6 protein-coding genes are annotated in these 16,741 nt (G+C 40.8%); 5 read left to right on the top strand and 1 reads right to left on the bottom strand.

Annotation, left to right across the window (positions count from 1 at the left end):
- Positions 1–20: 20 nt before the first annotated feature.
- Both FKV42_RS00095 and FKV42_RS00090 read left to right on the top strand, forming a co-directional pair.
- The gene (locus FKV42_RS00095) at positions 21–6,110 is read left to right on the top strand and encodes a cobaltochelatase subunit CobN (RefSeq protein ID WP_230375357.1); all 6,090 of its coding nucleotides are present in this window, start codon (positions 21–23) and stop codon (positions 6,108–6,110) included.
- Between the two features lie 960 nt (positions 6,111–7,070).
- On the top strand, positions 7,071–13,301 hold the full coding sequence (locus FKV42_RS00090; RefSeq protein ID WP_230375355.1) for a cobaltochelatase subunit CobN: 6,231 nt from the start codon (positions 7,071–7,073) through the stop codon (positions 13,299–13,301).
- Between the two features lie 505 nt (positions 13,302–13,806).
- On the opposite strand, the gene FKV42_RS00085 is transcribed toward FKV42_RS00090, so the two are convergent.
- Positions 13,807–14,013 carry a hypothetical protein gene (locus FKV42_RS00085; protein WP_154808211.1) on the bottom strand — a complete coding sequence of 69 codons (207 nt, stop codon included), beginning with the start codon at positions 14,011–14,013 and terminating at the stop codon, positions 13,807–13,809.
- Between the two features lie 458 nt (positions 14,014–14,471).
- Here FKV42_RS00085 and FKV42_RS00080 point away from each other — a divergent pair, with 458 nt between their 5' ends.
- The 3 genes from FKV42_RS00080 to FKV42_RS00070 all read left to right on the top strand — a co-directional run bounded on the left by FKV42_RS00080 (position 14,472) and on the right by FKV42_RS00070 (position 16,581).
- Positions 14,472–15,152 carry a type IV pilin domain-containing protein gene (locus FKV42_RS00080; RefSeq protein ID WP_196213988.1) on the top strand — a complete coding sequence of 227 codons (681 nt, stop codon included), beginning with the start codon at positions 14,472–14,474 and terminating at the stop codon, positions 15,150–15,152.
- Positions 15,153–15,656 (top strand): type IV pilin domain-containing protein, encoded by a 504-nt coding sequence (locus tag FKV42_RS00075; protein WP_154808209.1) that lies wholly within the window; start codon positions 15,153–15,155, stop codon positions 15,654–15,656. It begins immediately after the preceding gene.
- Between the two features lie 148 nt (positions 15,657–15,804).
- Positions 15,805–16,581: a cysteine hydrolase family protein gene (locus tag FKV42_RS00070; protein WP_196213987.1), complete on the top strand. Its 777-nt coding sequence runs from the start codon at positions 15,805–15,807 to the stop codon at positions 16,579–16,581.
- Positions 16,582–16,741: the final 160 nt, after the last annotated feature.

The following is a 16,741-nucleotide window of genomic DNA, read 5'->3' as shown; positions in this document are numbered from 1 at the left end:
ACAATAACATGGGAACTGATGTGAAAGGACTGAAAAATGCCGAGGACCTTCTAGTTTCACTTACTATGGGATCAAAGATCACTTATATCGCTTACATTGAAAGCGAAGCGCTGGAGCTTGCAAGTGAGACAAACTCTCACTGTGATTTAATTGAGTACAACTACATTGGATTCTACAATGCCACATCCGGGACATTAAGTGATGAAATAATAGATGCGGCTGAGACAGGATACCTGGGTACACAGGATACGATTCTTATAACCTCATTCTACAGTGATATTCTTGACAATGAGATCATAATGAATGCTCTGGAAGATGCTCACAATGATGGTACAGTGCTTTACAGCATCCAACCAATGGGAGCTAATCCGCCTAATTACTTCGATTACACATCAGATGGAACGAACACTGATCCTATTACAACACTCTACAATAACATAGGAATTGATGTGGAAGGACTGGAAAATGCAGAGGAACTTCTTGTTTCACTTACCATGGGATCTAAGATCACCTACATCGCCTACAGTGAAAGCGAAGCTTTGCAACTTGCAAGTGAGACAAACTCCCACAGTGATCTGATCGAGTACAACTACATTGGATTCTACAATGCCACGACCAAGACATTAAGTGAGGAAATAATAGATGCAGCTGAAACTGGATACCTGAGTACACAGGATGTTATCTTTATTGGCAGTGGTATTCTTAACAACGAGACCGTAATGAGCGCCCTTGAAAATGCCCATGATAACGGGGCAATACTCTACAGGATTAATCCAGGCATACCTGAGAGTTGTAGCAGTACTCAGGTAAGTAGCCTGAGTAAACTGTTATCCTGGTTGATGGAACTCTTACACATGGAACCAACCGAGAGTGAAAGTGAAAGTGAAAGTTGTAGCAGTTGCCATATAAACGGTGACACAACAACGCTCTATGGCATAGAATCGATGGGAACAACAGCACTTGACTACTTCGATTACATATCAGATGGAACGAACACTGACCCCATTACAGCACTCTACAATAATATGAGTACAGAGGAAGATGGACTGGAAAATGCAGAAGAACTTCTTGTTTCACAGACCATAGGTTCCAAGATCACTTACATCGCTTACAGCGAAAGCGAAGCTTTACAACTTGCAAGTGAGACAAACTCCCTCAGTGATCTAATTGAGTACAACTGCATTGGATACTACAATGTCACATCCAAGACATTAAGTGAGGAGATAATAGATGCTGCTGAGACAGGATACCTGAGCACACAGGATGTTATCTTTATCGGTAGTGGTATTCTTAACAACGAAACAGTGATGAATGCCCTTGAAATTGCCCATGATAACGGGGCAAAGCTCTACAGGATAGATCCTGCCACACACCCAACCTCCACTGAGAGTTGTAGCAGTTGTCATATTGACGGTGACACAACAACGTTCTATGGCATGGAGCCAATGGAAACAACAGCACCTGACTACTTCGATTACATATCAGATGGAACGAACACTGATCCTATCACAACACTCTACAATAGTATGAGTACTGAGGGAGAAGGACTGGAAAATGCAGAGGAATTGCTGGTATATCTTGCATCAGATTCGTCAGAATTTGTGAAAAGTTCATCATATAACGGAGTCGTACACGTATCCAGCAATAAATTCCTATTTGTTCTTGGCACTGACTACAATCAGGACGCTTTGAAAAACGCAGCCCAGGACACTGATATATCCGATAACTTGGACATAACGATCGTCAGCACAGAGGATATGGGATCAAACGAGTTTGATTTCTCAGGATATGGACTTATTTTCATAGAATCCCAGGATGAGTCAACAGTGGATGGCTGGACTTCAGAAATAAAGTCTGCTAAAGAAGGCGGTGCAAATGTCATAGGTTACAATATATCTTCCAATATCACCCTGCCAAATATCGATCTGTCCGATGCTGAGTATACGGACATCGAAAGGTACTGGATACAGGGCGGCGAAACTAACATGAGAAGCATGCTCACATTAATGGGGCAGAATTTCTCCGGCTTATGGAAAGAGGATGAAATACCTGAACCTGTGATAATGAATGAAAAACTGGATATAACTTTGATTTTCGGATCAGAATGTAATGTATATTACGTCGATAAGATCCTTGAAGAAACAAACGTGATCACTGACCGCTATAACATACAGGTCATGGATGGCAGCGAAGCAATTGCAAACCTTACTGATGCAACTGATCAGGATATTATTCTTCTGGATATGATAGGAGCCGCAGAAATTGCAAAACTGGTGCCCGTATTATCTATTGCCAAAGCAAATGGTGCTGAGATCGGATTTAGCACCCCGGATCCAAATGGACTGGATACAATAAATATGATAGATCCTCCGCATAGTGTCCTAAAAGAATATATGGACAATGGAGGCATGAAAAACATAGAAAACATGATCCGTTACGCAGGAGCTGAAATAGGAGGTATTTATATTGAGTACGATCCCGTTGGAGAACCAACTATCCCTGATGACGGGATCTATCATCCTGATGCATTCCCAATGGTTTTCGGTGATAGTACTGAATATCTGGCATGGTATGCAGATCATGGATATAATGAATCTGCACCAACAATAGGGATCATAAATTATGAGATTCAGAAAGAGCCCCTGTATCTTACAACTGATGATGCGATCATCCGTTATCTTGAATCAAAGGGCTGTAATGTGATCTACTCTACCAGCAAGGTGTGTGAAGATGATGTGGATTACTTTACAAAAGACGGTGAAGTGCTTGTTGATGCAATAATCAGTTTGCAATGTTTCTATATCAACTATGAGGATCAGGAAGAAGGTGTGGAATATCTGCAGAAATATAATGTTCCCGTACTAAAAGCCGTGCAGGATGCATTTACTTCACCTGAAGATTACTATAACAGCACCTTTGGTACATCTGTATTAATGCGGGCTTCTTCGGTCACACAGCCAGAAATAGACGGCTGCCTTGATTTCATATGGGTCAGCGGATACGTAACTGAATATGTAGACGGTACAACCGCAACTCAATATTATCAACCTATACCCGGACAACTGCAATGGATGTGTGATCGTGCCATCGGATGGGCAGAACTGGGAAGGACCAGCAATGCAGATAAAAAAGTAAGTATACTGTATTACAACCACAAAGGTGGTAAGGATAATATTGGTGCAAGCTATCTGGATATTGGTGCAAGCTTTACATTACTGCTTGAAAGAATGGAGGCAGAAGGATACGACATTGGAAATGACGGCATACCTAACGGTAGCGAGTTCATTGACCTTTTCATAACCAGCAGGAATTGTGGTGCATGGGCACCTGGTGAACTCGAAAAGGTTGTCGAATCAGGACTTGTAACTCTTTTCCCTGTAGAGGAATACCTGCCATGGTACAACACCCTGCCGGAATCGATCAGGGACGAAGTCGAGGAAACATGGGGAGAAGCACCTGGTGACATAATGGTCTATGAGAATAAAAGTGGAGAATACTTTGTAATACCCACGGTACAACTTGGAAATGTTAATTTCATTCCACAACCAACCAAAGCCAAGCTATCTGATGAATCATTGATATACCACAATTCAACAATACCTCTTACACATCAGTACCTGGCAACATATTACTGGATCAACCAGGTGTATGACGCTGATGCTATTGTTCACTTCGGTTGCCATGGTACGCTTGAATGGTCGCCAGGAAAAGAAATTGGACTATGGGAATATGATTACCCATCCATTTGTGCTGATGACACACCGATCATATATCCATACATCATGGACAATGTAGGTGAAGGCAGCCAGGCCAAACACCGTGGATTTGCGGTCATGATAGACCATCTGACCCCGCCGATAATTGAAGCGGGTCTGTATGGTGAGCTTGCCGAACTACACGACAAGATACACAGTTATACAGACTCACGTAGCCTTGGAGAAGATTCAATGGCATCAATGTACAAGGACACAGTGATAGAACTATATGGCAATCTTAGTATAGGCGAGGACCTGGAAGTTTCAACTGGTGAATTGTATAACATGACAGATGATACCTTTGAGGACTTTGTCAGTAATGATGTTCATGATTATCTCCATGATCTGCAATCGGATCTCATGCCATACGGTGTCCATACCTTTGGTGTGGCACCAGAAGATGAGATGCTTGTCTGTATGATCAAATCAATGTTGAACGATGATTTCACAGGCCACATATGTGATGTTCTGCCAAAGGATAGTGGAACTGAAGAGGACTGGGAGGATGAAGCGGATGCGGATGCAATGTTGCTTTTGAATGAGACTATACTCTACGGAACGAGTGTATCGGATGCTCAGCTCCAGGTACTTGGATTCACAGATGTCAATGTCACTGCTGACCTTGAACTTGCAATTGAGTATTCTGATGAAATTGCTATGACAACTCGTGAGATCGATCAGTTCATACGGGCCCTTGATGCAGAGTACATAGAACCAGGTGTTGGAAATGATCCGGTACGTAATCCGGATGCTTTGCCGACTGGAAGGAACTTCTATGGTTTTGACCAGAGGAAATTCCCTGATGAAGAGAAGAGTGCAATGGGTGCGATTCTTGCAGATCAGCTGGTAGAGAAATATTATGCCGAGCATAGTGCCTATCCGGATAAGATATCATATACAATGTGGGTTATGGAAACACTGCGTCATGGCGGACTCATGGAAGCTCAGATACATTCATTGCTTGGAGTTACCCCTATAAGGGATGATGGCCGAATTACCGGTTTTGAGGTCATACCTCTGGAAGAAATGACTCATCCAAGAATTGATGTAATGCTGGATATATCCGGTTTGTACAGAGACACATTCGCATATCAGGTAGAACTATTTGATGAAGCTGTCAGGACGGTTGCAGAACTGAACGAAAGCAGTGAAGATAATTATGTCCGAAGGAACTCACTTGCCATGGAAGAGGAGCTTCTGGAAATGGGTTATAATGAAACTCAGGCACATTATCTGTCCCAATGCAGGATTTTCAGTGAGGCAAATGGAAATTATGACAATGGAATGGAAGATGCAATAACATCAACTGATACATGGGAAAATGAGTCAGAACTTGCAGATCTATTTATTTCGACATCCTCCTATACCTACGGACAGGAGATATGGGGAGAGAGTCATGAAGACCTGTTCACACTGAACCTGATGGATGTCGATGCTGCTATTCACAGTGACTCGACAAACTTGTTCGGTCTGCTTGATGGTGATGGATACTATAGTTATCTGGGATCAGTTGGAATGACTGTGGAGGCTCTTACAGGAGAGATGCCAGAGTTGTACATCGCAAATCAGGAAATAGAATCTAAGTCGGAGATCATGACTATGAATGAGGAACTGAAAACAGAATTAAGAAGCACAATATTCAACCCGACATGGAACACAGGACAGGTAGAAGCTGACTATGCAGGAATGAGAGAGATTACAAGAAGAGTTGAAAATATGTATGGCATGGATGTGACCACAGATCTTGTATCGGATTCAAATTGGGATGAGGTCTATGATGTGCTATTCAACGATAAATACGACATTGGAATGGATGAAGCATTTGCAGAATATCCATACTCACAACAGTCAATTGCAGCGAGAATGATCGATGCTGAACGTACTGGATATTGGGATGCACCAGACGAGGTTCTAGAAGCTCTGGTAAAAGAATATGTAGAATCTGTTGTCGAAAATGGAGTTACATGTTGCCACCACACATGTGGAAATATACCACTGGATGAGTATATCCAGAGTCAGATGTCTAGTGTTGTTGGTGAGGCAACCGCCGCAGAATATAGCAGACTCATGGAGGAAGCAACCCACCGTTCCTCCAGTCAATCTGCAAGTACAGGAACTACAAATCAGACTACGAGTTCCGCTGATAGCGGTGCAGGCCTGGATCTTGATTCCCCTGCAAACGATCAATCCACCCCTGATAACTACGTCGAAGGTTATGAAATGACAGTAGCAAGTCAGGATAATAGTGATAATGGAAATTCTGGAAGTGGTTTTTCAAGTTCGGATATTGTAGCTTCTATACTGCTGCTTGTTACTGTTGGAATAATGTACGCAGGATTCAGGAGACAAAAATAACCAGATTGCTTTAAGGCACTTTGAATGAGTGCCTTTTCTTTTTTTATATACGAATTAAGTATTTATTTTGTGCTTAAAGTGACTTCTTTTATAATAAAAAATTATATCTTGCTTTACATCACTAACTGGTGATAGTTTATGGCACTTATGAACTGCTCAGACAATACAGCCTTAGATTAATGACCTGTACAAAGTCCTTGTGGGTATGATCAATAATCTTCATAATACCATTTCCATCCAAATAATATACATGAAACACTTTAAATAAATCAATTAAATATTGTTTTCCAATGCAAAGTAAACACTGTCTTTTGTTCTGTGTGATCTGAAATTATCAAGAATTGTGACAATTCTCTTTATTAAAGAGTGAAAACTGTCAAACATGTGATTTATATTTTAATATTTTTTTATTTATAATGTGTATCTAATTGTATATACAAAACAAATACTTTATTTACATGAACTATCATTATCCTTTTTGGAAATAAATAGTTTTAATTTCACAATATACAATTATTAAAAAACGACATCCATTTTGAAATATGCAATAAATATCACACTATGTGATATATTAATCTTAGGTGTTAGTCATACAAGTGCAGTATTTCCAAATGATACTCTTGATATACAGTTGGTGGTAATATTCATAAGATCACGAACAAACTGATATTCTTCAGTTTATTATTAGTTATACTGGTATCAATACCAGTTGTATCAGCAAACGAACAAAAAACAAAAATAACCTACATCGCTTACAGTGAAAGCGAAGCGCTGGAGCTTGCAAGTGAGACGAACTACCACAGTGATCTAATTGAGTACAACTACATTGGATTCTACAATGCCACATCCAAGACATTAAGTGATGAAATAATAGATGCGGCTGCAACTGGATACCTGAGTACACAGGATACGATTCTTATTACCTCATTCTACAGTGGTATTCTTGACAATGAGACCATAATGGATGCTCTGGAAGATGCTCACAATGATGGTACAGTGCTTTACAGTATTCAACCATTGGGAGCCACGCCACCTGATTACTTCGATTACACATCAGATGTAACGAGCACTGACCCTATTACAACACTCTACAATAACATGGGTACTGAGGGAGAAGGACTGGAAAACGCAGAGGAACTTCTTGTTTCACTTACCATGGGATCCAAGATCACCTACATCGCATACAGTGAAAGCGAAGCGCTGGAGCTTGCAAGTGAGACAAACTCCCACAGTGATCTGATCGAGTACAACTACATTGGCTTCTACAATGCCACGACCAAGACATTAAGTGATGAAATAATAGATGCGGCTGAGACAGGATACCTGGGTACACAGGATACGATTCTTATAAGCTCATTCTACAGTGATATTCTTGACAATGAGATCATAATGAATGCCCTTGAAGATGCTCACAATGATGGTACAGTGCTTTACAGTATTCAACCAATGGGGGCCACGCCACCTGACTACTTCGATTACACATCAGATGGAACGAATACTGACCCTATTACAACACTCTACAATAACATGGGTACTGAGGGTGAAGGACTGGAAAATGCCGAGGACCTTCTTGTTTCACTTACTATGGGATCCAGGATCACCTACATCGCTTACAGTGAAAGCGAAGCGCTGGAGCTTGCAAGTGAGACAAACTCTCACAGTGATCTAATTGAGTACAACTACATTGGATTCTACAATGCCACATCCGGGACATTAAGTGATGAAATAATAGATGCGGCTGAAACCGGATACCTGAGAACACAGGATGTTATCTTTATAGGTAGTAGTCTTCTTAACAACGAGACCGTGATGAGTGCCCTTGAAAATGCCCATGATAACGGGACAATGGTCTACAGGATAAATCTGGGCATACCTGAGAGTTGTAGCACTCCTCATGTAAGTATCCTGAGTAACATGTTATCTTGGTTGATGGAACTCTTACACATGGAGAACACCGAGAGTGATAGTGAGGCCGATAGTTGTAGCAGTTGCCATATTAACGGTGACACGACAACGCTCTATGGCATGGAACCGATGGGAACCACAGCACCTGACTACTTCGATTACACATCAGATGGAACGAACACTGATCCTATCACAACACTCTACAATAACATGAGTACAGAGGTAAAAGGATTGGAAAATGCCGAGGACCTCCTTGTTTCACTTACCATGGATTCAAAGATCACTTATATCGCTTACAGCGAAAGTGAAGCACTGGAGCTTGCAAGTGAGACAAACTCCCACAGTGATCTAATTGAGTACAACTACATTGGATTCTACAATGCCACATCCAAAACATTAAGTGATGAAATAATAGATGCGGCTGAAACTGGATACCTGAGTACACAGGATGTTATCTTTATCGGTAGTAACATTCTTAACAACGAGACCGTGATGAATGCCCTTGAAAATGCCCATGATAACGGGGCAATACTCTACAGGATTAATCCGGCCACACACCCTACCTCCACTGATAGTTGTAGCAGTTGTCATATTGACGGCGACACGACAACGTTCTATGGCATGGAACCGATGGGAAGCGCAGTACCTGACTACTTCGATTACATATCAGATGGAACGAGCACTGACCCTATTACAATACTCTACAATAACATGGGTACTGAGGGGGAAGGACTGGAAAATGCAGAGGAATTGCTGGTATATCTTGCATCAGATTCGTCAGAATTTGTGAAATGTTCATCATATGACGGGGTCGTACACGTATCCACCAATAAATTCCTATTTATTCTTGGCACTGACTACAATCAGGATGCATTGAACAATGCAGCTCAGGACACTGATATATCCGATAAATTGGACATAACAATTGTCAGCACAGAGGAAATAGAATCAACCGAGTTTGATTTCTCCGGATATGGACTTATTTTCATAGAATCCCAGGAAGAGTCAACAGTGGATAACTGGAGTTCAGGGATAAAGTCTGCTAAAGAAGGCGGTGCAAATGTCATAGGATACAATATATCTTCCAATATAACCCTGCCAAATATTGATCTGTCCGATGATGAGTATACGGACATCGAAAGGTACTGGATACAGGGCGGCGAAACTAACATGATAAGCATGCTCACATTAATGGGGCAGAATTTCTCAGGCTTATGGGATGGAGAGGAAATACCTGAACCTGTAATAAAAAATGAGAAACTGGATGTAACTTTTATTCTCGGATCAGAATGTAATATCTATGACCTCAAAAAGGTCCTTAATGAAAAAAATGTGATCACTGATCGTTATAACATACAGGTCATGGGTGGCAGCGAAGCAGTTGCAAACCTTACTGATGCAACTGATCAAGATCTTATTATTCTGGAAATGATTGATTCAGGATACATTACAGATTTGTTGCCCGTATTATCTGCTGCCAAAGCAAATGGGGCTGATATCGGATTTACCAGTCAAGATCCGAATGGACTGGATACAATAGATCTGTTAAATCCTCCGCATGGTGTCCTAAGAGAATATATGGACAATGGCGGCATGGTAAACATAGAAAACATGATCCGTTATGCAGGAGCTGAAATTGAAGGTATTTATATTGAGTATGGTCCCGTTGGCGAACCTACTATCCCTGATGACGGGATATATCATCCTGATGCGTTCCCAATGATTTTCGAGGATAGTACTGAATACCTGGCATGGTATACAAATCATGGATATAATGAATCTGCACCAACAATAGGTATCATAACTTATGAGATCCAGAAAGAGCCCCTGTATCTTACAACTGATGATGCGATCATCCGTTATCTTGAATCAAAGGGCTGTAATGTGATCTACACTACCAATAAGGTGTGTGATGATGATGATGTGGATTACTTTACAAAAGACGGTGAAGTGCTTGTTGATGCAATAATCAGTTTGCAGAGTTTCTATCTCAACTATGAAGATCAGGAAGAAGGTGTGGAATATCTGCAGAAATATAATGTTCCCGTACTAAAAGCCGTGCAGGATGCATTCACTTCACCTGAAGATTACTATGACAGCGTCTTAGGTACATCTGTATTAATGCGGGCTTCTATGATCACACAGCCAGAAATAGACGGCTGCCTTGATTTCATATGGGTAAGCGGATATGTAACTGAATATGTAGACGGTACTGAAACCCAATATTATCAACCTATAACCGGACAAGTGCAATGGTTGTGTGATCGTGCCATCGGATGGGCAGAACTGGGAAGGACCAGCAATGCAGATAAAAAAGTAAGTATACTGTATTACAACCACGCTGGTGGTAAGGACAATATTGGTGCAAGCTATCTGGGTATTGGTCCAAGCTTTACATTACTGCTTGAAAGAATGGAAGCAGAAGGGTACGACATTGGAAACGACGGCATACCTAACGGAAGCGAGTTTATTGACCTTTTCCTAACCAGCAGGACTATTGGTGCATGGGCTCCGGGAGAACTGGAGGAGGTTGTCGAATCAGGACTGGTAACTCTCTTGCCTGTTGAGGACTACCTGCCATGGTACAACACCCTGCCGGAATCGATCAGGGACGAAGTAGAGGAAACATGGGGCGAAGCGCCTGGTGACATAATGGTCTATGAGAATGAAAGTGGAGAATACTTTGTAATACCCACGGTACAACTTGGAAATGTTAATTTCATTCCGCAACCAACCAAAGCCATTGAATCTGATGAATCATTGATGTACCACAATTCAACAATACCTCTTACACATCAGTATCTGGCAACATATTACTGGATCAACCAGGTGTATGACGCTGATGCCATTGTTCACTTCGGTTGCCATGGTACGCTTGAATGGTCGCCAGGAAAAGAAGTTGGACTATGGGAATATGATTATCCATCCATTTGTGCTGATGACACACCGATCATATATCCATACATCATGGACAATGTAGGTGAAGGCAGCCAGGCCAAACACCGTGGATTTGCGGTCATGATAGACCATCTGACCCCGCCAATAATCGAAGCGGGTCTGTATGGTGAGCTTGCCGAACTACACGACAAGATACACAGTTATACGGACTCACGTAGTCTTGGAGAAGATGCAATGGCATCAATGTACAGGGACACAGTAACACAACTGTATGGTAATCTCAGTATAGGTGAGGATCTGGAAGTTTCCACTGATGAATTGTGTAATATGACAGATGATACCTTTGAGGGCTTTGTCAGTAATACTGTTCATGACTATCTCCATGATCTGCAATCGGATCTCATGCCGTACGGTGTCCATACCTTTGGTGTGGCACCAGAAGGTGAGATGCTTGTCTGTATGATCAAATCAATGTTGAACGATGATTTCACAGGCCACATATGTGATGTTCTGCCAAAGGATAGTGGAACTGAAGAGGACTGGGAGGATGAAGCGGATGCGGATGCAATGTTGCTTTTGAATGAGACTATACTCTACGGAACGAGTGTATCGGATGCTCAGCTCCAGGTACTTGGATTCACAGATGTCAATGTCACTGCTGACCTTGAACTTGCAGTTGAGTATTCTGATGAGATTGCTATGACAACTCGTGAGATCGATCAGTTCATACGGGCCCTTGATGCAGAGTACATAGAACCAGGCGTAGGAAATGACCCGGTACGTAATCCGGATGCTTTGCCGACTGGAAGGAACTTCTATGGTTTTGACCAGAGGAAATTCCCTGATGAAGAGAAGAGTGCAATGGGTGCGATTCTTGCAGATCAGCTGGTAGAGAAATATTATGCCGAGCATAGTGCCTATCCGGATAAGATATCATATACAATGTGGGCAATGGAAACACTGCGTCATGGTGGACTCATGGAAGCTCAGATACATTCATTACTTGGAGTTACACCTGTAAGGGATGATGGACGTATTATCGGCTTTGAGGTCATACCTGTGGAGGAAATGACTCATCCAAGAATTGATGTAATGGTGGATATGTCTGGTTTGTACAGAGACACATTCCCATATCAGGTAGAACTGTTTGATGAAGCTGTCAGGACGGTTGCAGAACTGAACGAAAGCAGTGAAGATAATTATGTCAGAAGAAACTCACTTGCCATGGAAGAGGAGCTTCTGGGAATGGGTTATAATGAAACTCAGGCACATTATCTGTCCCAATGCAGGATTTTCAGTGAGGCAAATGGAAATTATGGCAATCGTATGGAAGATGCAATAGCAGCAACTGAGACATGGGATAATGAGTCAGAACTTGCAGATCTATTTATTTCGACATCCTCCTATACTTACGGACAGGATGTATGGGGAGATTCTCATGAAGACCTGTTCACACTGAACCTGATGGATGTCGATGCTGCTATTCACAGTGACTCGACGAACTTGTTCGGTATGCTTGATGGTGGTGATTACGCTGCTTATCTGGGATCCGTTGGAATGACTGTGGAGGTTCTTACAGGAGAGATGCCGGAGTTGTACATCGCAAATCAGGAAGTAGAATCTAAGTCGGAGATCATGACACTGAATGAAGCTCTTAAAACTGAACTAAGAAGCACAATCTTCAACCCGACATGGAATACAGGACAGGTAGAAGCTGATTATGCAGGAATGAGAACGATTACGAGAAGAGTTGAAAATATGTATGGTATGGATGTGACCACAGATCTGATATCGGATTCAAATTGGGATGAGGTCTATGATGTGCTATTCAACGATAAATACGACATTGGAATGGATGAAGCATTCGCAGAATATCCAAACTCACAACAGTCAATTGCAGCGAGATTGATCGATGCTGAACGTACCGGATACTGGGATGCACCAGACGAGGTTCTAGAAGCTCTGATAAAAGAATATGTAGAATCTGTTGTCGAAAATGGAGTTACATGTTGCCACCACACATGTGGAAATATACCACTGGATGCGTATATCCAGAGTCAGATGTCTAGTGTTGTTGGTGAGGCAACAGCTGCAGAATATAGCAGAATCATGGAGGAAGCAACCCACCGGTCCAGTAGTGGAACAGGAGCCACAAATCAGACAACGAGTTCTGCGGATAGTGGTGCTGGCCTGGACCTTGATTCCCCTGCAAGCGATCAATCCACCCCTGATAACTACGTAGAAGGCTATGAAATGACAGTAGCAAGTCAGGATAATAGCGAAAGTGGTAATTCGGGAAGTGGTTTTTCAAGTTCGGATATTGTAGCTTCGATACTGCTACTTGTTGTTGTTGGAATAATGTATGCAGGATTCAGGAGGCAAAAATAACCCGATTTATTTAAGGCACTTTGAAAGAGTGCCTGTTCTTTTTTAACTAGTGGCAGTTTATGGCACTTATTATATGATCAGATAAATATGTCTTCAAATCGAAGAAATCGATGACCTGTACAACGTCCTTGTAGGTGTAATCAACGATCTTCATGATGAAATGAAGAATTCAAAGAACAGTAAGAGACCATCCTTTAGGAATAATGAATATTTTCTGAAAAGGGTCAGTGTGCAGAGAGTTCCGTGTGAATAAGTATATGTGGTAACAAAAGAAGGTTTAAGCAGGAAATGTGTTGTTACGACTGTGGTAAATGTGAATGTAAATAATATTTATGACAGTTTTTTTCTTTTAATTTGTATCAACTGAGGACGTAAAAAAGAAAGGAACTATTTAGTATTGCGGGTGCTATCCTATATTTCAAGAAAATAATCGAAAACGAGGGAAATATAGGAAATTGAATGTGAATTATAGCCCGAAAATTCTGTTGGCTTAAGAAATACAGTTTTAATCGGAATCCTCTGAAACATATCTCCCTATTTTTGTAATGTTTTTAGTTTCTTCAGGATAGTTGCAATGATAGGTTAACCCTACTACCTGTTCGCCTGCACCTACTGCTAAAAGAATCTCTGTGATGCTGAATTCATGGACATTATTCTCTGCGTTTTTTCCTGAATCCTTTATATTTTCACCATAGTGGTCTGTAACTGTCACCGGAAAGACTACTGCGCAGTTGATGAAGCAGCATCGCAGCCAGTATTAACAATAAGTGACGTGTTGTTTTTGACATTATTTATCCTCATCTCTTTTGTGCTATATTTGCATTATCTACTCTAACTAAAAAACTAATAATATGCTCACTATAATTAAGTTAAATAGCTAGAATAATAAGAGATGTACCGGTTTATATGTACTATTCTATCGTTACTACTAATAATATTAGCTATAACGTTAACATACATTTTCAAAAACGCATTGTTTATATACATAAACATCATAGCAGTAATCCTGAAGCGTGTATATACAAAAAATACATCTCAGAGTGGAGTAAAACAAACACGATGACAATGAACTTGTGTGGTGGTCACACATAAAATATGTCATGCATGCCCTGCTTCTTAGCGGGAGTTTTCCATCTCCACTGTATGGTAATAAATAAAGGTGGAAACGATATGAAAATGTTAAAACAAAATTCAGAAGCTGTTTCGCCAGTAATCGGTGTCATGCTAATGTTAGTAGTGACAGTGATTTTGGCAGCAGCAGTAAGTTCAACAAGTACCGGACTTATAAAATCTTCCGATCCAGCACCGACTGCGGTTTTTACTGTAGAGGTTGCAAAGGGTGAACCACTGTTTTATGGATCATTAGAAGTTCCAAATCCAGCGGATTGGATTTCAATTAAAGAAATTACTGGAGATGCAATTGATACCAAAAACTTGAAGATTGTTACTACGAATTATAATGCAACAGGAACTATGGTTCGCGAAATAGTGGCCGGAGAGACCATCAGTTATGCTGGCTCCACATACACAGGTACTGTACCTTTTAACAATCAAGGGAACCATTTATTTGGCAATCCTGAAAATGCTTTCGGTAACTATACTGTAAAGCCAGGTGTTACCATGTATGCCATAGATGGTGCTATGAGTGGATACCCAACAACATATCCTCAATGGGGTCCTCTTACTGATATAATGGGTAACGTTTACTATGACTATGACAGTGATCCAACCGAGATGCAAGCCATGTTTGCAGATTGGTGTAATGTTTCTGATGGAGATATCGTCAACGTGAAAATTATAGATATAGCCAGTGAGACAGTAATTTTTACCACTGATGTAGAGGTGATGTAAATGAAGTTCACAAAGTTATTCTCAGAAGAGAAAGCAGTTTCTCCTGTAATAGGAGTTATGTTAATGATCGTAGTAACTGTGATCTTGGCTGCAGCAGTGAGTTCTTACTCAACTAGTGTAGAGTCTCAGGAAATTGCACCACAGGCTGTCATTACGGCAAGTGCAAGCATGTCTGATGGTCGCCTTATACTGGAACATCTAAGTGGTGACACATTAACTAAGGGACGATTCAATATCGAAATTGCTAGTGGTGATGGAGCTATATCTGGATATGTAAATATGGATAATGTTACACTCAGTCCTGACGGTATACATTTAGGACCTGGTGATATTGCAATACTTGATTTCCCTGTAGAGACGTTCTTCAACGGTGATAACTACGGACTTGTCGAAAGTGATGAGTTTACCTTAATGATTTTTGAAGGTGATCCTTTTGCGGTAACTCTAATCGACAAAAATACTGGCCAGACTGTTTGTAAGACAGACCTCATCATGAGCCCATAACCTTTGGGTTCATTCTTTTTCTTTTTTGTAGATGTTTTGTTTGCTGCTACTGCAGGATATTTGGTATTTCCTCAGTGACAATATACTATCCTGATAAAGGTCAGATTATACTTTGAAAAGATACTTCCTGGAATATATGGGAATAACCATGGATGAAAAGCATATGAAAAAAACAATAATTGTTACTTTACTTTTTGTCTGCATTACAAATCTATTTGCCTGCGGCTGCATTACTAATCATGATACAAATGTGAAAGTTGTATCAGATGACTTACATACTTCTGAAAGCTCAATTGTGCAAAATAGAGAAATAACGTTACTTACTAGAACTTTTGTACCTTGCGGGTTTGACGCTAATAAAACTGAAATGAATTCTACTTACAATTACAGTTATCTCACTATTGATATGGATAAAACTGCGTTGCTACTTATTGATCTTTGGGCTTGTCCAAATGATACAAGACTTGATACTAATGTCAAAACAAAAATGGTTCCCTTATTGGAATTTGCAAGGAAAGAAAACATGACTATCGTCCATTCTCCACATGATTATACTATGAATGAGTACTGCCAACCGTTAGATGGAGAAATGGTCGCAGGTAGAGACAATGGCTTGCGTAATACTGACTCTTTCGATGAGTACTTGCAGGCTCATAATATAACGAATCTGCTCTATGCAGGATATAGGTCTAATTATTGTATTCTACACAGGCCTACTGGGATTATAAAAATGAGCGAACTCGGTTACAACGTGATTCTGATCAGGGATTGCACTATTGCATACGAGACACCTGAAACGCTTGAAGGTGAATGGGCAAATAAAGTTTCTATCAATATGGTTGAAAGTCAGTTTGGGTCGACTACGACACTAAACGACTTGCAAAAGGCATTTGGATATGATAATTTCACATATGCTGCGAGTTGATTAGTTACTTAAACACATGGGAATAACATATGCTTAAGTAGTCGTGAAGACCGGGCTCTGTAGAAATCCTTGTTTTAACAATATGCACAGCCTGACATACTGTCAAGGTTGTGAACTAATAGCTTCAATTTAACTTCTTTTTACTCATGTATGGGAAACA

The sequence above is a fragment of the Methanolobus vulcani genome (assembly GCF_006546655.1).
Taxonomy (GTDB): domain Archaea; phylum Halobacteriota; class Methanosarcinia; order Methanosarcinales; family Methanosarcinaceae; genus Methanolobus; species Methanolobus vulcani_A.
This window is presented reverse-complemented; position numbering and strand designations above follow the sequence as displayed.

Bases quoted from the DNA above. Each gene is read 5' to 3' on its own strand.
- FKV42_RS00090 (WP_230375355.1), top strand. From the start codon at position 7,071: ATGGATGCTCTGGAAGATGCTCACAATGATGGTACAGTGCTTTACAGT.
- FKV42_RS00070 (WP_196213987.1), top strand. From the start codon at position 15,805: ATGGATGAAAAGCATATGAAAAAAACAATAATTGTTACTTTACTTTTT.
- FKV42_RS00080 (WP_196213988.1), top strand. From the start codon at position 14,472: ATGAAAATGTTAAAACAAAATTCAGAAGCTGTTTCGCCAGTAATCGGT.
- FKV42_RS00075 (WP_154808209.1), top strand. From the start codon at position 15,153: ATGAAGTTCACAAAGTTATTCTCAGAAGAGAAAGCAGTTTCTCCTGTA.